Annotated in this window: 17 protein-coding genes; 9 read left to right on the forward strand and 8 right to left on the reverse strand. The window is 67.3% G+C overall.

What is annotated here, in order from left to right:
• Positions 1–43 precede the first annotated feature (43 nt).
• The 5 genes from IU448_RS25375 to IU448_RS25395 are packed head-to-tail and all read left to right on the forward strand — an operon-like array spanning position 44 to position 5,262.
• Entirely contained in the window at positions 44–601 is a 558-nt protein-coding gene (locus IU448_RS25375; RefSeq protein ID WP_195058204.1) for a MaoC family dehydratase, read from the forward strand.
• On the forward strand, positions 598–1,812 hold the full coding sequence (locus IU448_RS25380; protein WP_195058205.1) for a CaiB/BaiF CoA transferase family protein: 1,215 nt from the start codon (positions 598–600) through the stop codon (positions 1,810–1,812). Before IU448_RS25375 ends, IU448_RS25380 begins: the two co-directional genes overlap by 4 nt.
• A complete protein-coding gene (locus IU448_RS25385) occupies positions 1,809–3,179 on the forward strand; it encodes an MmgE/PrpD family protein (RefSeq protein ID WP_195058206.1) in 1,371 nt (456 codons plus the stop codon). The genes IU448_RS25380 and IU448_RS25385 overlap by 4 nt, the downstream gene beginning before the upstream one ends.
• A 20-nt stretch (positions 3,180–3,199) precedes the next feature.
• Positions 3,200–4,363 (forward strand): acyl-CoA dehydrogenase family protein, encoded by a 1,164-nt coding sequence (locus IU448_RS25390; protein WP_195058207.1) that lies wholly within the window; start codon positions 3,200–3,202, stop codon positions 4,361–4,363.
• The gene (locus tag IU448_RS25395) at positions 4,360–5,262 is read left to right on the forward strand and encodes an HpcH/HpaI aldolase/citrate lyase family protein (protein ID WP_195058208.1); all 903 of its coding nucleotides are present in this window, start codon (positions 4,360–4,362) and stop codon (positions 5,260–5,262) included. The genes IU448_RS25390 and IU448_RS25395 overlap by 4 nt, the downstream gene beginning before the upstream one ends.
• Positions 5,263–5,457: 195 nt before the next feature.
• Here IU448_RS25395 and IU448_RS25400 read toward each other — a convergent pair whose 3' ends face one another.
• Positions 5,458–6,963 carry an MFS transporter gene (locus IU448_RS25400; RefSeq protein ID WP_195058209.1) on the reverse strand — a complete coding sequence of 502 codons (1,506 nt, stop codon included), beginning with the start codon at positions 6,961–6,963 and terminating at the stop codon, positions 5,458–5,460.
• A 91-nt stretch (positions 6,964–7,054) separates the two neighbouring features.
• Here IU448_RS25400 and IU448_RS25405 point away from each other — a divergent pair, with 91 nt between their 5' ends.
• From IU448_RS25405 to IU448_RS25415, 3 genes are all read left to right on the forward strand, one after another.
• Positions 7,055–7,735: a TetR/AcrR family transcriptional regulator gene (locus tag IU448_RS25405; RefSeq protein WP_195058210.1), complete on the forward strand. Its 681-nt coding sequence runs from the start codon at positions 7,055–7,057 to the stop codon at positions 7,733–7,735.
• Positions 7,736–7,808: 73 nt separating this feature from the next.
• Entirely contained in the window at positions 7,809–8,084 is a 276-nt protein-coding gene (locus IU448_RS25410) for a hypothetical protein (protein ID WP_195058211.1), read from the forward strand.
• Positions 8,081–8,218: a hypothetical protein gene (locus IU448_RS25415; RefSeq protein ID WP_228814219.1), complete on the forward strand. Its 138-nt coding sequence runs from the start codon at positions 8,081–8,083 to the stop codon at positions 8,216–8,218. Before IU448_RS25410 ends, IU448_RS25415 begins: the two co-directional genes overlap by 4 nt.
• Before the next feature lie 228 nt (positions 8,219–8,446).
• On the opposite strand, the gene IU448_RS25420 is transcribed toward IU448_RS25415, so the two are convergent.
• The 5 genes from IU448_RS25420 to IU448_RS25440 all read right to left on the reverse strand — a co-directional run bounded on the left by IU448_RS25420 (position 8,447) and on the right by IU448_RS25440 (position 13,607).
• On the reverse strand, positions 8,447–9,493 hold the full coding sequence (locus IU448_RS25420) for a CaiB/BaiF CoA transferase family protein (protein WP_195058212.1): 1,047 nt from the start codon (positions 9,491–9,493) through the stop codon (positions 8,447–8,449).
• Positions 9,494–9,625: 132 nt separating this feature from the next.
• Positions 9,626–10,582: a TIGR03564 family F420-dependent LLM class oxidoreductase gene (locus IU448_RS25425; RefSeq protein ID WP_195058213.1), complete on the reverse strand. Its 957-nt coding sequence runs from the start codon at positions 10,580–10,582 to the stop codon at positions 9,626–9,628.
• A 90-nt stretch (positions 10,583–10,672) separates the two neighbouring features.
• A complete protein-coding gene (locus IU448_RS25430; RefSeq protein WP_195058214.1) occupies positions 10,673–11,074 on the reverse strand; it encodes a cobalamin B12-binding domain-containing protein in 402 nt (133 codons plus the stop codon).
• Positions 11,074–12,651, reverse strand: coding sequence for a methylmalonyl-CoA mutase family protein (locus IU448_RS25435; protein WP_195058215.1), 1,578 nt, complete (start codon positions 12,649–12,651; stop codon positions 11,074–11,076). The genes IU448_RS25430 and IU448_RS25435 overlap by 1 nt, the downstream gene beginning before the upstream one ends.
• A gap of 119 nt (positions 12,652–12,770) precedes the next feature.
• Positions 12,771–13,607, reverse strand: a complete 837-nt coding sequence (locus tag IU448_RS25440; protein ID WP_195058216.1) for a class I SAM-dependent methyltransferase — start codon at positions 13,605–13,607, stop codon at positions 12,771–12,773.
• Between the two features lie 90 nt (positions 13,608–13,697).
• Here IU448_RS25440 and IU448_RS25445 point away from each other — a divergent pair, with 90 nt between their 5' ends.
• Positions 13,698–14,276 carry a TetR/AcrR family transcriptional regulator gene (locus IU448_RS25445; RefSeq protein ID WP_195058217.1) on the forward strand — a complete coding sequence of 193 codons (579 nt, stop codon included), beginning with the start codon at positions 13,698–13,700 and terminating at the stop codon, positions 14,274–14,276.
• Between the two features lie 86 nt (positions 14,277–14,362).
• On the opposite strand, the gene IU448_RS25450 is transcribed toward IU448_RS25445, so the two are convergent.
• Both IU448_RS25450 and IU448_RS25455 read right to left on the reverse strand, forming a co-directional pair.
• A complete protein-coding gene (locus IU448_RS25450; protein ID WP_195058218.1) occupies positions 14,363–14,566 on the reverse strand; it encodes a zinc-ribbon domain-containing protein in 204 nt (67 codons plus the stop codon).
• Between the two features lie 193 nt (positions 14,567–14,759).
• On the reverse strand, positions 14,760–15,959 hold the full coding sequence (locus IU448_RS25455) for a cytochrome P450 (RefSeq protein WP_195058219.1): 1,200 nt from the start codon (positions 15,957–15,959) through the stop codon (positions 14,760–14,762).
• Positions 15,960–15,983: the final 24 nt, after the last annotated feature.

Below are 15,983 nucleotides of genomic sequence, written 5' to 3' on the forward strand. Positions count from 1 at the left end.
ATTGTCCGAGAGGCATATCGACCGAACGAACCAAGGAGACACGGTGGCAGTGCACAAGGCCGTCCTCGGACGCTTCTTCGAGGATTACGTCGTGGGTGACGTGTACCAGCACCCCATCGGACGGACGATCTCCGAAGCCGACAACACGTGGATCACGTTGCTGTCGATGAACACCAACCAGAACCACTTCAACACCCACCTCGCCGAACAGAACCCGATCACCGGCGGCCGGGTCATCGTTAACTCGGGTCTCACGGTCGCGGTGATCCTCGGGATCTCGGTGCTCGATATGAGCCAGAACGCGATTTCCAATCTCGCGTTCACCGATATCAAGATGTCGCACCCGGTCTACGCCGGCGACACCCTCTACGCCGAGAGCCTCTGTACCGGCCTGCGCAAATCGAAATCCCGGCCGTACGCGGGCATCGTCTCGATGATCACCCGTGGGCTCAACCAGGACGGCGTCGAGGTCATTTCGTGGAAGCGTTCGGTCATGGTCGCCACTCGCGCCGGCGGCATCGGCCAGGACTATTTCCCACAGGCCGTGAACGGCCCGCTGGAACTGCCCGCCGAACAGGACACCGAGGAGGCCCGGTCATGAAACCGCTCGAAGACGTCCGCATCATCGCGCTCGAACAGTACGGAGCGGGTCCGTTCGGCAGCGTCCACCTTGCCGATCTGGGCGCCGACGTCATCAAAATCGAAGACCCCAACGCGGGCGGCGATGTCGGCCGCTACGTCCCGCCCTACAACCAGGGCGAAGATTCGCTGTTCTTCGAAACCTTCAACCGCAACAAACGCAGCCTCTCACTGGATGTATCGAACCCGGCCGGCCGCGCCGTCTTCGAAGACCTCGTCCGCTCCGCCGACGCCGTCTACTCCAACCTGCGCGGCGACGTACCCGCCAAGATCGGCATCACCTATGCCGATCTCCGGCATCTCAACCCCGCCATCGTCTGCTGTAGCCTCACCGGCTTCGGCATGACCGGCCCGCGCGCGAAAGAACCCGGGTACGACTACATCCTGCAGGGCCTGGCCGGCTGGATGAGTCTCACCGGCGATCCGGACGGCCCGCCCACCAAATCCGGGCTCTCCCTCGTCGATTTCTCCGGCGGCTTCGTCGCCGCACTCAGCCTGCTGTCGGGCCTGCACGCCGCCCGGCGCGACGGTATCGGTGGCGACTGCGATGTCTCCCTCTACGACACCGCGATGTCGCTGCTCACCTACCCCGCCACCTGGCATATGAACGCCGGCTTCGAACCGGCGCGCACGAAGAACTCCGCGCACCCTTCGCTGGTGCCGTTCCAGGCCTTCGAGGCCAGTGACGGATGGCTCATCGTGGGCTGCGCAAAGGAGAAGTTCTGGCAGCGGCTGGTGGTCGCCATCGGACACCCCGAACTCGCCGGCGACCCCCGCTTCACCGATTTCACCCAACGCGGAATCCACCAGGGCGACCTGCTCGAGATCCTGGAAAAGGTGTTCGCGTCGAATACCGTCGCGCACTGGCTGTCGCTGCTCGGTCCGGCGGGTGTGCCCTCCGGACCCATCAACGACGTGGCACAGGCGATGGCCGAACCGCATACCGTCGCCCGGGATCTGATCGTCGAGACGACCCACCCGGTCTACGACACCGTCCGCCAGCTCGCCTCCCCGGTCCGGTTCGGCGCACAACGGCCGGAATACCGGCGCGCTCCGGCGCGTAACGAGCATTTCGACGACATCATCGCCGGCGAACTCGGGTACGACGCCGACCAGATCGCCCAGCTCACCGCCCGGGGCGCCTTCGGCCCGGCGCCCGCGGAAACCGCATGACCTCCCGGGATCTGGCCGCATGGGCCGGGCAGCTCACTTTCGGCGATCTGCCCGGCCATGTCCGGCACGCGACCACCCGTCACCTGCTCGACGGTATCGGCAATGCCGTCGCCGCCCGCCGGCTCGGCCACGGCCGGGCCGGGTGGTCTGTCGCGGCGGCGCTCGGCGGTCCACCCGAAGCCCGGCCGCTGACCGGCAACCAGGCCCACTCCGCGCCCGCTGCCGGTATGGCGACCGCCGTCCTGGTGCACGCACTGGATTTCGACGATACGCACGCCGGTGCTCTCGTCCACGCCACCGCGGTCGCCCTGCCCGCGGCGTTCGCCGTCGGACAGCAGGTCCGCGCCAGCGGCGCGCAGATCCTGACCGCTACCACGGTCGGCCTGGAAACCGCCTGCCGGCTCGGCCTGGCCAGCCCGCACGGTTTCCACAGCCGGGGACTGCACGCCACCGGCGTCGTCGGGCCGTTGGCCGCCGCACTGGTCACCGGCACACTGTGCGGTCTCACCGTCGATCAGCTGGTCGACGCAATCGGTATCGCGGGTTCCGCAGCCGGCGGCCTGCTGGAATTCCTCGACACCGACGCCGACACCAAGGCCCTGCATCCGGGCACCGCCACCCTGAACGGGATCCTCGCCGCGCGCCTCGCTGCCGCGGGGGCCGGCGGACCGCCGTCGGTATTGGAGGGCCGGCGGGGTCTATATGCCGCACTGTCCGCCCGCGACTCCGATATCACTGCTGTGACAGCGGGACTGGGCTCCCGGTGGGAAGCCGCCGCGATCGGGATCAAACCCTATCCGAGCTGTCAGCTCATGCACGTCACTCTCGATGCCGTCGGCGCCGCCCTCGCCGGCCGCATGGTCGATCCCGCCCGTATCACCGAGATCGAGGTACACCTACACCCTGATTCCATCCCGATCGTCTGCGGGCCGAATACGGGCGTCGCCGCCCCGCGCAGCACCTACGACGGGAAATTCGACCTGCCGTGGAGCGTGGCCGCACTCATCCACGACGGCACCGTCGATATCGCCACCTATACCGCCGAATCGATCGCCCGCGCGGCCGTTCTCGCCACCGCCGCCAAGGTGCGAGTCGTGGAATCCGGTATCGGCGGCCCCGCGGCCGCCGCACCCGGGCACGCCAGGATCACCCTCGACGACGGCCGGATATTGCACGGCCGCGTAGCGGGCAGTCGCGGCACCGTCGCACTGCCCCTCGACGACACCGAACTGCGGGCGAAGTTCTCCGCCAACTGTGCCGATCACCCCGCCGCCGGCGAGCTCGCCGACCGCGTCTTCGCCCTCGCCGACGAGCCCGGCCTGTCCGCGGTGCTCGACCTCGCCGCGACCATCGCCGCCCAGAACTGACAATTCTTCAGGAGCCCACCGTGGATTTCACGTTCAACGAACAGCAGCTCGATTTCCGGAAGGCGCTGCGCCATTTCGTCGACAAGGAGATCGTGCCCGTCGCCAATGAGTGGGAGCGGTCCGGCCGCTACCCCACCGAAATCGTCGAGCATATGAAGACCATGGGCCTGTTCGGTATCACCACTCCCGAGGAGTACGGCGGAATCGATCTGGACAAGGTGTCGTTCACGCTGGTCTACGAAGAACTGGCACGCGGCTGGATGGGTATCGCCGGCATCGTCGGCAGCCACAATCTGTCGTGCTGGATGATCGGCAAACACGGCACCGAGGACCAGAAACGCAATCTTCTGCCCAAACTGGCCAGCGGCGAATGGCGCACCGGTATCGGTCTCACCGAACCCGGTGCGGGCACCGATCTACAGGGCATCCGCACCACCGCCCGCCGCGACGGCGACCACTACATCGTCAACGGTGCCAAGACCTGGATCACCAATGCGCGCCACGCCAACGTCCTGCCGGTTCTGGTCAAGACCGACCCCACCGCCACCCCGCCGCACAAAGGGATGAGCATCCTGCTCATCGACACCGAAACCGAAGGCTTCGAAGTCCAGCGCGACCTGGGCAAACTCGGTTACAAAGGCACCGAATCCTGCGAGATCCTGCTCGACGACGTCCGCGTCCCGGCCGATGCGCTCCTCGGCGGTACCGAAGGCCGCGGTTTGCAACAGGCGCTGTCCGGGCTCGAGATCGGCCGTCTCAATATCGCGGGGCGCAGTGTCGGCATCGCCCAGGCCGCCTACGACGCCGCCCTCGCCTACGCCAAGGAACGCACCGCCTTCGGTCAGCCGATCGCCGAATTCCAGGCCATCCAGCTCAAGATCGCCGATATCGCGACCCACCTGCAGGCCGCCCGGCTGCTCACCTATTGGGCTGCTTCGCAGGCCGATTCGGGCAAACGCGTCGATATGGAGGCGGGGATGGCGAAATACTTCGCCTCCGAGACCGCCATCACTGCCAGCCTGGAAGCCATGCGTATCCACGGCGGTTACGGTTACTCCACCGAATTCGTCGTCGAACGCCTCTACCGCGACGCTCCGCTCATGTCGATCGGCGAAGGCACCAACGACATCATGCGCACCGTGATCGCCAAGGCCCTGGTGGCGGGCACCGGAGTGATCGGATGACCCGAGCCCTGACCTACCTCTACGTCCCCGGCGACAGGCCGGCGCGGTTCGGTAAGGCTCTCACCTCCGGCGCCGACGCCATCGTCCTCGACCTGGAAGACGCCGTCGCCGCCGCGCGCAAATCCGAGGCTCGCGACCAGGTCGCGTCCTGGGTCGCCGGCACCGATCCGGGGCGCGTGCAGGTATGGGTGCGGGTGAACCCGGGTGCCCTGCAGGACGAGGACATCCGGGCGGTCGCCCACCCGCACCTGACCGGAATCTGGCTGCCGAAGGTCGGGTCGGCCGCGGAGGTCGAGCACGTCGACGCCCTGCTGGCCCGCACCGCCGGTCCCGGCGCGGCCCTCTCGGCCATGATCGAAACCGCCGCGGGCATTTTCGCCGCACCGGATATCGCGCGCGCACCCCGCATGCGGTTTCTGCAACTCGGTGAGGTGGACTTGGCGGCCGACCTCGGGCTCGAAGCCGGCCCCGTGGGCACCGCACTCCTTTTCGCGCGCAGCCAGGTCGTCGCCGCGAGTGTCGCCGCCGGAATCGACCCGCCCCCGGCCGCCGTCTCGCGGAACTTCCGGGATCTCGACGCCTTCCGGTCCGATACCCGCACCCTCGCGGAGCTGGGGTTCGTCGGGCGGGTGTGCATCCATCCGGCGCAGCTCGAACCGGCGCGGGACGTGTTCACCCCGGCACCGGAAGCAGTACAGCAGGCCCGGGCGGTCCTCACGGCACTCGACGGCGCCCGATCCGGGGTCGCTCTCGATTCGAACGGATTCCTGATCGACGAGGCGGTGGCCCGGCAGGCCCGCCGGATCGTCGAACGAGCCGAAACCGCCGGCGCGAACGGCATGCCGAACAACGCCCGCACCGGACACATCGCAGCTCGGGAAACCACCGGTAAATCCTGAGCTCGTCCCCGACCGCGTAGCGCCGGCGGCAAACTGTCACGCCCGTAGGCCGCCCGCGGCAAAACGCGCCGGTCGCCTGTCCGCGGTCGCCTGCCACCGCCGCAGCGGCTCGGCCGGTCCGGAGGGAGCCCGGTTGGTTCACCCGCCGGGTGTATCGACGCGAGGCGAATGTATCGACAAGACGCCGACGGCCGGCTACGCGTGCCCGGCGGGTTCGCGCTCGGCCTCGCGGGTCCGGCGCGGCAGGCTGACCAGCACGACCGCCGCCATCACCACCAGCACAGCCGCGCCGACCGTGGTCGCCACATGCATACCGCTGACGAACGATTCGCGTGCCGAGTGCACCAGGTCCGGGTCGTCTGCCGCGTGCTGGATGGTTTCGCCGATGGTCGGGCCGAAATCGCCACCGGAGCGGAAGATCACCGCCGCCAGCGACCCGAGCAACGCCAGACCGAGCGCGTTGCCGAGTTCGAAACTGGTTTCCGAGATCCCCACCGCGGAACCCGCCCGCTCCGGCGGCACCGAGGAGACCGACACTTCCGACACCAGGGTGAACACGACCCCATACCCGACACCGGCGATGGCCGACCCTGCCACATACCAGCCGACGCCGCCGTCCACGCCGACACCGAACAACATCAGGTTGCCGACCGCGGCCGCCACGAGCGCCGAGGCGAAAGCGAGCCGGACACCCAGCCACTGCGCCACCCGCGATCCCGTCATCGAGAACACGAAGACCGTGATCGCCATCGGGATACCGAGCAGCGCGGCCGCCAGCGGGTCACGGCCGGTGACCGATTGCAGGTAGACGCTGGACAGGTAGCTCAGGCCCGCCAGCGACATCATCCCGGCCAGACTGGACCCGATCGCAACCGAGAACCGGCCGTGGCCGAACAGTCGCAGGTCCAGCAGCGGTTCACTGATCCGCCGCTGCCGGCGTACGAAGAAGGTCAGGAGTGTGCCGCCGAGCACTGCCGATATCAGTGCCACCGAGTCGATGCCGAATTCGGCGGCGTGCTTGATCGCATACACCACCGGCAGAATGCCGCCGATCGACAAAGCGACACTCGGCAGGTCCAGTGGGCCCAGTGCGGTGGCCCGGTGTTCGGGCAGCAGTATCCGCCCGAATACCAGCAGAACCAACAGCACCGGGACGTTGATCAGGAATACCGAGCCCCACGGGAAGTGATGCAACAGCACCCCGCCGATGATCGGGCCCACGGCCGAACCGCCCGCGAAGAACGCGGTCCACACGCCGATGGCGGTGGCGCGCTGCCGGGCGTCGGGGAACAGGGTGGTGATGAGTGCCAGGCTGGAAGGCAGCAGGGTCGCCCCGCCGATACCCATCAGCGCCCGGGCCGCGATCAGCACCGCGGCGCTCGGCGCGAACGCCGCGAGTACCGAGGCGATGCCGAATACCGTGGCGCCCGCCAGCAGAATGCGCCGCCGGCCGATCCGGTCGCCCAGATTGCCCATGGTGATGAGGAGGCCGGCGATGAGGAATCCGTAGATATCGAGGATCCACAGTTGCTGGGCGGCCGACGGGTCCAGGTCGACGGTCAGCGTCGGCAAGGCCAGGAACAGCACCGACATATCCATCGACACCAGCAGCACCGGCAACACCAGAACCGCCAGACCGAGCCAGGCACGCCGCGAGCCGCCCGCCTCCGGCGCGGCGTGCACTGCCTCCACGTTCGTCATCAACCACTCCCCTTCTCTGGTGCGTACGGCGTACGCATGGTCCGGGGTACAGTGTACGCATGCCGGACCCGCTCCCGAAACCAGATATCCGATGACCGAACCGAAGCTCACCAAGGCCGCCATCGTCGATACCGCCATCTCCCTCGCCGATACCGACGGACTCGACGCACTGTCCATGCGGCGGATCGCCGACCGGATGGGCGTGGGAGCGATGTCGCTGTACCGGCATATCGCGAACAAGGATGTCCTGATCGCCGCCATGGCCGACGAGGTGGCGGGCCGCTACCCGTACCCGGCGGTCGAGGGCAAGAACTGGACCTGGCGAGACCGGGTCCGGATCGCCGGCGAGATCGACTGGGACCTGTACCAGCGGCACCCCTGGGTACTGCTGGCCTTCGCCACCCCCCGCTACAGTTTCGGGCCGAGCAGCCTCGAATGCCTGGCCTGGCTCGTCGAGGGTTTCCGCGAACTCGGGGTCACCACCCACGAGGCCACCGAGATGTCGTTCGCGGTCTGGAACTACATCTCCGGCGCCACCCTCCCCCACATCAGTTCGTCCCTGGTGACGCGCAAGGGAACCGACGAGACCGAAGAGAACGGACTGCGTTCATTACTGGCCGGATACCCCATCCACCCGACCCCGCCCGCCCTGGCGGAACTACACGGCACCGGTAACCGGTTCGCCCAGCTGGACCTGCTGCACCTCGGCCTGACCGCCCTGTGCGACGGCTTCGCCCTCCGCGCCGGCCGAACCGCCTCCACCAACGGATGACCGTACCGACGCGCACCGAATACCATTCGGCCTCAGCCCTGCCCAATTGGCATTCAAACGCTAAATTCTCGTCATGGATGCTGACTTTCCACCCGGCGCTGGGCCCAGCAGCGGTATCTCGGTCAGCCTTACCGCCGCAACATTGCAAACGATCCGGGAGCGAGCCGGCAAACGAGGTGTATCTGCGTACCTGGAGCAAGCAGCGCAACGCCAGATCGAGCGCGACAATCTCGACGAACTGATCGAGGCCTTCGAGGAACGCAATGGACCGGCCGATGCCGCAGCGGTGGCCGCCAAGCGAGCAGAACTGACCGGCGCCACCGATCCACAGACGGGGACTGCCGCGTGAGCGGAGCGCTCGTCCTCGACAGCGAGGGCCTCGCCAAAGCTGTGCAACGCGACCGTGAGGTCCATGAATGGCTTGCCGCCGCCCGTGACACCGACCTCCTCCGTCATCACGTGCCGCCGTACTGGTCGAATTGACTTCCTCCCGGCCGTGAACGACCGGGACTCCTCCTGAACCACACGGCCCTGAGGCGGGTTCCCGCTTCACCGAGGCGAGCCGTCCGCTACGCGGCCGGACTTGCCAAAAAATCTGACCGTTTCCTGCAGCGGCCAGGGCCACTACGCGGTGCACAGCGCGCCAGAGACCGGGTTTCACGAATTGGCCTGCTATCTCGAGTTCGCGCGTCGAACCGCGGGATAGGGACGTTATGCCGCGGTGCCACCGTGCTCGCCGAGGCGGGGCGGGGGACGGTAGTCGGGCGTCCAGCCGGACACCCGGATAGGTGAGGCGACGAGGCGGTGCTCGCCGGCGCGGACGACCATTCCGGGGGTCGCGTCGAGAGCTCGGGGGAGGGTGCGGACCGCCGCGGCGGGGACGCCGAGGGGGCGTAGCCGAGCCTCCCAGGAGGTGGCGGTGTCGGTGCCGAGAGCGGTGGTTACCAGGGTCAGGACTTCGTCGCGGTGGGCGACTCGTTCGGCCATGGTGTCGAAACCGGTGAGCCCGGCTTCCTTCGCGAGAGATTTCCAGAAGCCGTCGTGGGTGACGAACAAGGCCAGATACCCGTCGGCGGTCGGGAACAGCTGGGCGGGAACGTAATACGAATGCGCGCCGTTGGGCCGGCGTTGGGGTTCGACGCCGTTGTCGAGGTAGGCGGCGGCGTGGTAGTTCAGCTGGGAGAGCATCACGTCCCGGAGTGATACATCGATCTGGCCGCCTTTCCCGGAGACGATCTGAGCGAGCAGGCCGAGGGCGGCGGTGAGGCCGGTGGAGTTGTCGGCCGAGGAATAGCCGGGCAATGTGGGCGGACCGGCGGGGTCGCCGGTGAGGGCGGCGACCCCGGTCGCGGCCTGGACCACGTAGTCGAATGCGGGGTCGTCGCCGTTGTCGAGGCCGAAACCGGTGAGGGCGACGCAGACGATGCGGTCGTTGTGGTGGCGCAGCGCGTCGTAGGTGAGACCGAGTTTGCGGATCGCCGACGGTTTGAGGTTCACCAGGAGCGCATGGGATTCGACGGCCAACTCCCCCAGCCGCCGCTGTCCGGCATCCGAGGTCAGATCCAGGCAGATGCTGCGTTTCCCGCGGTTGAGGCTCGCGAAATAGGAGTCGCCGACCTTGCGGGAGATATCCCCGCCCGGGGGTTCGAGTTTGGTCACCTCGGCACCCAAGTCGGCCAGCATCATGGTGGCGTAGGGGCCGGCCAGCATGGTGCCCACTTCCAGCACCCGGATCCCGGCCAAGGGGCCCGCAGTCATCGAAGCTCCTTCGGGACAGGTGCGTGCAGTCCGCGGAGGCCGCGGCGCCGTGAGAAGTAGCGGATCATCGAAACTCCTTCGAAGCGGGCGCATGCAGTCCGCGGAAGCCGCGGCGCAGGCGGAGGTAGCGCATCATCGGAGATCGCGAGCGATTTCCGCGATCATCTCGCGGGTGCGGCGTTTGGAGGCGATCAGTTCGTCGCGGTTGTCGCCGATGGGCAGCAGGCGCACGGAGAGATCGGTCGCACCGGCCTCCGCGTAGCGGCGCAGGCCCGCCGCAATGGCCTCCTCGTCGCCGGCGATGCAGATATCGCCGATATCCTTGGCCGCGCCTTTTTCCAGGAGTCGCTGATAGTTCGGAGAAACCTCGGCTTCGCCCAGGATGCGGTTGGCGCGTTCGCGGGCGGTGTCGATCTCGCCGGAAGCGCACAGGCAGATGGGCAGTCCGGCGACGATGCGCGGGGCGGCGCGACCGGCATCGGCGGCGGCTTTGGTGATCCGTGGAACGACGTGGTCGGCGATGGCGCGTTCGTCGGCCATCCACAGAATGGTGCCGTCGGTGTGTTCTCCCGCGATCCGCAGCATCACCGGGCCGAGCGCCGCGATCAGCACCGGCAGCGGGGTCACCGGGCCGAGGTCCAGCTGGTTGTTCACCGTGAAGCTGCCGTTCGCGACCGCCACCTTCCCCGGGCCGTTCAACGCCGGGTTCAGCACCTCGAGATAGTCGCGGGAGTACGCGGCCGGTTTCTCGTAGGGAAGACCGAGCATGTCCTGCACGATCCAGTGGTGCGACGGTCCCACGCCCAGCGCGAGCCGGCCACCGGCCACGGCGTGCGCGGACAGCGCCTGCCGGGCCAGGGCGACGGGATGCTGCGCCTGGAGTGGTACCACGGCGGTACCGAGTTCGATGCGCTCGGTCACCGCGCCGAGCAGCGCGACAGTCGTCAAAGCGTCGAAGTCCGTGGGGATCTGCGGAATCCACGCCGTGTCCATACCGGCCGATTCGGCCCATTCGATGTCGTCGACCATCCGGGCGGCCTTGCGCGCGGTATCGCCGCGCTCGGGCCCGATCATCACGCCGATACGCACGTTTCCTCCACTCTCACAACGAATTCAGAGGAGCCGCCGCCCACCGTCACGGCGGCGGCTCCGCCCCCGGACACCTGGCGATCCGGGAGATCAGGACGGGGCGGTGGTCCCGGTGAGGCCCCGCATTTCGGTGACCAGGACGTCGAGCGGTGTGCCGGTCGGGAAAACGGCCGCGACGCCCGCCTCCCGCAGTTTCTCGATATCTCCTTGCGGGATGGTGCCGCCGACGACTACCGAAATATCTCCGGCGTCGGCTGCGCGCAGGGCGTCCACCACCCGTTTGGTCAGAGCGACGTGCGCCCCGGACAGAATGCTCAGCCCGACCACGGCCACGTCCTCCTGCACGGCGATCGAGACGATGTCCTCGATCCGCTGCCGGATCCCGGTGTAGACGACTTCGAATCCGGCGTCGCGCAGGGTGCGGGCGACGATCTTCGCGCCCCGGTCGTGACCGTCCAGGCCGGGCTTCGCGACCAGTACGCGCGCGGTCATCAGAACACCACCGGCTGCTGGAATCGGCCCCAAACCGATTCGAGGGCGGCGGTCATCTCGCCCACCGTGCAGTAGGCACCGGCACAGTCGATCAGGCGAGGCATGAGGTTGTCGTCTCCTTCCGCGGCCCGCGACAGCGCGGCCAGGGTGTCGCGTACGGCGGCGGAATCCCGTTCGGCCTTCACCTTGGCCAGCCGTTTCAGCTGGGTTTCCCGGCCATCGGCGTCCAGTTCGTAGGTGGAGATCTCCGGTGGCGGTTCATCGGAAACGAAAGTGTTCACGCCCACCACAGGTTTCGCGCCGGATTCGATCTCCTGGTGCAGTTTGTAGGCTTCGTCGGCGATCAGGCCCTGCAGGTAACCGTCTTCGATCGCGCGAATCATGCCGCCCCGGTTCTCCAGGTCGGTCATGATCTCCGCGATGGCCTCTTCGGTCTTGTCCGTCAGCGCCTCGACGAAATAGGAGCCGCCCAGCGGATCCGCCACCCGGGTGACCCCGGTTTCGTAGGCCAGGATCTGCTGGGTGCGCAACGCCATGGTCGCCGATTCCTCGCTGGGCAGCGCGAACGGCTCGTCCCAGGCCGCGGTGAACATCGATTGCACCCCGCCGAGTACCGCCGCCATCGCCTCGTAGGCGATGCGGACGAGATTGTTCTGCGCCTGCGGGGCGTAGAGGGAGGCGCCACCGGCGACACAGCCGAAGCGGAACATCGACGCCTTATCCGTGGTGGCGCCGTACCGTTCGCGCACGATGGTCGCCCAGCGGCGCCGGCCCGCACGGTATTTGGCGATCTCTTCGAAGAAGTCGCCGTGGGTGTAGAAGAAGAACGAGATCTGCGGGGCGAACTTCTCGATACTCATCCGCCCGCGTTCGACGACGGTATCGCAGTAGGTCACCCCGTCGGCGAGGGTGAAGGCCATCTCCTGGACCGCGGTCGCGCCGGCATCGCGGAAATGCGCGCCCGCCACCGAGATCGCGTTGAATCTGGGCACTTCCGCGGCGCAGAACTCGATGGTGTCGGCGATCAACCGCAGCGAGGGCTGCGGCGGCCAGATCCAGGTGCCGCGGGAGGCGTATTCCTTCAGGATGTCGTTCTGGATGGTGCCGGTGAGCTTTTCCCGCGGCACGCCCTTCTTCTCCGCAGCCGCCACATAGAAGGCGAGCAGGATCGCGGCCGTGCCGTTGATGGTGAAACTGGTGCTGATCCGGTCCAGCGGGATGCCGTCGAACAGGATCTCGGCGTCGGCGAGGGTGTCGACCGCGACCCCGACCCGCCCGACCTCCTCCCCCACTTCGGGATCGTCGGAGTCGTAGCCGCATTGCGTGGGCAGGTCCAGCGCGACCGACAGGCCGGTGCCGCCCTGGTCGAGTAGATAACGATAGCGCCGGTTGGACTCTTCGGCCGTGCCGAAGCCCGAGTACTGCCGGAAGGTCCACAGCCGTCCCCGGTAACCGGTGGCGTAGTTGCCCCGGGTGAACGGAAACGCGCCGGGCGCGGGCGGTTCGGTATGCCGGTCGGCCGGCCCGTAGACCGGTTCGAGCGGGATACCCGAGGAGGTGTGGACTGCGTCGTTCATCGTTGAATACGATACTTGCATAAAATGAGAATGCCAATACCGCTCTGCGCGAATACATAATCGGCGTCGACAACCCCACCGGAAAACACAACTCCCACCGCGGCCCCGGCGACCAAGCCTCAGGCGGGACGCCGGGCCACCACGGCAAAGTTCAGCGGGATCCGGGGTGATCCCGCCTGGAGGGTCCAGCCCTGCGGGCAGGCAACGAGCCCGGGGAAGCCGCGCCAATCCATGTACGGCAGCTCGTGCACCGCTTCGATCCGCAGTCCGGCATCCAGCAGTGAACCGATGACCTCCCCCAGGCCGTGCCGCCATTCGTGCACCGCGGTCGAGGTGATCTGCCCGGCCGAGTTCTCGGTGTAACTACCCGAATCGGTGTAGGTCCGGGCACCTGTCCCGCCGAGATAGTCGTCGGTGATCTGCCACGGCTCGAATTCCAGCGCGCCGAGGATCGGATGGTCGTCGCGGATCATGAATACCGCACCGGGTGCGAGGAGATCGTGGATCGAACGGGCCCAGCCGGCGAGGTCGGGCAGCCACAAGATGGTGCCGGTACTGGTGACGACGACATCGAACTGCCGGTCGATCAGCGCGGACGCGGCCCGCGCATCGCCCTCGACCCAGGTGATCTCGCGACCGTCGGCGCGGGCGATCCGGCCGGCATGGCGCAGCGAGTTGGGCGAGAGGTCGAGGCCGTGCACATCGACGGCGCCGAGGCGGGCCCAGGACAGCGTGTCGGTGCCGATATGACACTGCAGGTGCAGCAGCGACCGGCCGGTGATGCCGGTTTCGGGTAGGTGCGCGGACAGTACCGAGAGGTCGTTGCGCACCACCGACGAGACGGCTGCGGGGTCGGCCAGGAAAGCGTCGACGTCGTACATCTCGGACCGCCGGTGCACATCGGCCCGTTCGTCCCAGTTCGCGCGGTTGGCGGCGATGGCTTCGGTCTCGTCCATGATCTGTTCTCCTCGGCAGTCGGATGCGGGGCGCCACGCTTTGTATCACGCCTGTGATGTAACCGGGAAGCGGTTTTCTAGACTGTGCCCGTGCCGATCCGGATAGATGCCGATACGCGACGCCGCCATATCGTCGAAGCCGCCCTGCGCCTCATCGTGGCCGGCGGACCCGCCGCCGCCACTTTCCGCAAGGTCGCCGCCGAGGCCCGGCTGAACATCGGTTCGGTGCGCCACTACTTCGCCGACCACGAAACCCTGGTCGTCGCCGTGGCCACCGAAGTCGGCGACCGGATGGACCGGCGCCTCGCCCGCCATCCCGCCGGGGCGGCGGGTGACCGCGCCGCGGCCAAACGTCACCTGCTGCGAGTGCTCGAAGAATTGGTCCCCCTGGACGACGAGCGGCACCGCGAAGCGGTCATCCTCATGGAGGTCGTCACCGCCGCGCGTATCAATCCCGCGTTCGAACCGGTTGCCCGGCAGATGGCAGCGAGCCTGCGCCGGGTCCTCGTCGACGCGCTGACCGCCGCCGGGACCTCCGACCCCGGACAGCAGGCCGTGCACTTGGCCGCGCTCATCTCCGGCCTGTCATTGGACGCTGTCACTCCACACGGTTCGGTCGACCGGGACACACTCCGCGCCGTACTGGAACAGCATGTGGCGACACTCTGACCGCCGTCGAGTGACATCGACACGCCAACGGTCACGAGCCAGTACGCGACGGGCGGGTACGACGGCAGCGAACAGGACCCGGGCGCTCAGCCCTCGATCGCGGCGCCGCAGACACCGCAGATCTCCAACTGATGGCGGCTCCAGCGCGCCACCGGAATGAAGAACAGCGTGAACTGCTTGAACTCCCGCACTCGCTGCCACTGCGTCGTGTTGTGACAGCGCGGACAGGTCCGGGTAGTTCCGGGGCCGAGGTTCTGCCGTTTGGTGCCGAAACCGAAGATGAAGAACATCAGCCCAGCGTAGAGGGCAGATCACGGAATGCCCCGCCCCCACTCCTCAGGACCGAAAGATCACCTGATTCGGTGCACCGGCGTGCTGCCGCCACCGCCGCGACGTCGATAACAGGGCCGACATCCCAACGGAAAGATCGACCGGCGGAGGCCGCGGCCACATGATCGATGACTCCGGCCGTCCGGTGGCCCGTCAAAAGAATGCCGGCATGCTTTCCCAGCCGCGCACAGTCGAGGTCGGCGAGAGTTCGGCGTTGCTGAGATCGACCTCCCATTCGGGGAAGCGTTTCAGGATTTCCTCCAGGGCGACCCGGCCCTCCAGCCGCGCCAGCGCGGAGCCCATGCAGAAATGGGTGCCGACACCGAAGGCGAGGTGGGGTCTGCTTTCGCGGTGGATATCGAAGATATCGGCGTCGGGACCGAATTGGCGGTGGTCGCGGTTGGCGGCGCCGACGAGCAGCATCATGGCGCTGCCCTCGGGAACCGTCTGCCCGTGGTATTCGATATCGCGGGTGACGTAGCGGGCCATGTGCGGGGCGGGGGGCTCGAAGCGCAGCAGTTCTTCGACGGCGGCGGGAATCAGCGACGGGTTCCGGACGAGATCGCGGCGTTGGCCGGGGTGTTCGGCGAGGACTTTTCCGGCCCAGCCGATCAGCCGGGTGGTGGTTTCGTTACCGGCTCCGGATACGACGTTGATGTAGGTGAGGACTTCCTCGCGAGTGAGGTGGCGCAGGGTGCCGGTTTCGTCCTCGAACTCGACGTTCAAGAGTTCGGAGATGATGTCGTCGGAGGGGTGTTCTGTGCGCCGGTCGACATATTTCTCGAAGAGTTCACCGCTGGCCATCCCCTCCGTGGACGCCTTCATCGGTTTGCCCGCTTCGGTGCGCATCTGCGCATCGGCGAAATCGCGGACTGCCTCCTGGTCCTCCTCCGGGATACCCAGCAACATGCCGATGGTCCGCATGGGCATCCGGGCGCCGAGGTCGGCGATGAAATCGATTTTTCCGGTGCCGACCAGCGGGTCCAGGCTCTGGCAGCAGAATTCGCGGATCTTGGCCTCGAGCGCGGAGATCTTGCGCGGGGTGAACATGCGGGAGAGCAGTTTTCGGTGCATGGTGTGGATCGGCGGGTCCTCGAAAATTAGGACGCCCGGCGGTACTTCGATATTCGCCTTGATCAGCTCGATGATCGCGCCGCGAGCCGAGCTGAAGGTGTCCTTGTCGATCAGCGCGGCATTCACGTCGGCGAACCGGCTCAACGCGTAGAAGTCGTGGGTCTCGTTGTAGTAGAGCGGTTTTTCTTCGCGTATCCGTTTGAACATGGGATACGGGTCGGCATTCAGCTCGACGTCGTAGGGATCGTAGTAGATGTCTGCGGGCGCGGTGGCGGTCACAGCTGTTACCTCCTGTCGGTGCGG

The sequence above is a fragment of the Nocardia flavorosea genome (genome assembly GCF_015477805.1).
GTDB classification, from domain to species: Bacteria; Actinomycetota; Actinomycetes; order Mycobacteriales; family Mycobacteriaceae; genus Nocardia; species Nocardia flavorosea_A.

Excerpts from the sequence above, each read along its gene's own strand:
- IU448_RS25380 (WP_195058205.1), top strand. The coding sequence starts at position 598 with ATGAAACCGCTCGAAGACGTCCGCATCATCGCGCTCGAACAGTACGGA.
- IU448_RS25385 (WP_195058206.1), top strand. The coding sequence starts at position 1,809 with ATGACCTCCCGGGATCTGGCCGCATGGGCCGGGCAGCTCACTTTCGGC.
- IU448_RS25395 (WP_195058208.1), top strand. The coding sequence starts at position 4,360 with ATGACCCGAGCCCTGACCTACCTCTACGTCCCCGGCGACAGGCCGGCG.
- IU448_RS25400 (WP_195058209.1), bottom strand. The coding sequence starts at position 6,963 with ATGACGAACGTGGAGGCAGTGCACGCCGCGCCGGAGGCGGGCGGCTCG.
- IU448_RS25405 (WP_195058210.1), top strand. The coding sequence starts at position 7,055 with ATGACCGAACCGAAGCTCACCAAGGCCGCCATCGTCGATACCGCCATC.
- IU448_RS25410 (WP_195058211.1), top strand. The coding sequence starts at position 7,809 with ATGGATGCTGACTTTCCACCCGGCGCTGGGCCCAGCAGCGGTATCTCG.
- IU448_RS25420 (WP_195058212.1), bottom strand. The coding sequence starts at position 9,493 with ATGACTGCGGGCCCCTTGGCCGGGATCCGGGTGCTGGAAGTGGGCACC.
- IU448_RS25430 (WP_195058214.1), bottom strand. The coding sequence starts at position 11,074 with ATGACCGCGCGCGTACTGGTCGCGAAGCCCGGCCTGGACGGTCACGAC.
- IU448_RS25435 (WP_195058215.1), bottom strand. The coding sequence starts at position 12,651 with ATGAACGACGCAGTCCACACCTCCTCGGGTATCCCGCTCGAACCGGTC.
- IU448_RS25440 (WP_195058216.1), bottom strand. The coding sequence starts at position 13,607 with ATGGACGAGACCGAAGCCATCGCCGCCAACCGCGCGAACTGGGACGAA.
- IU448_RS25450 (WP_195058218.1), bottom strand. The coding sequence starts at position 14,566 with ATGTTCTTCATCTTCGGTTTCGGCACCAAACGGCAGAACCTCGGCCCC.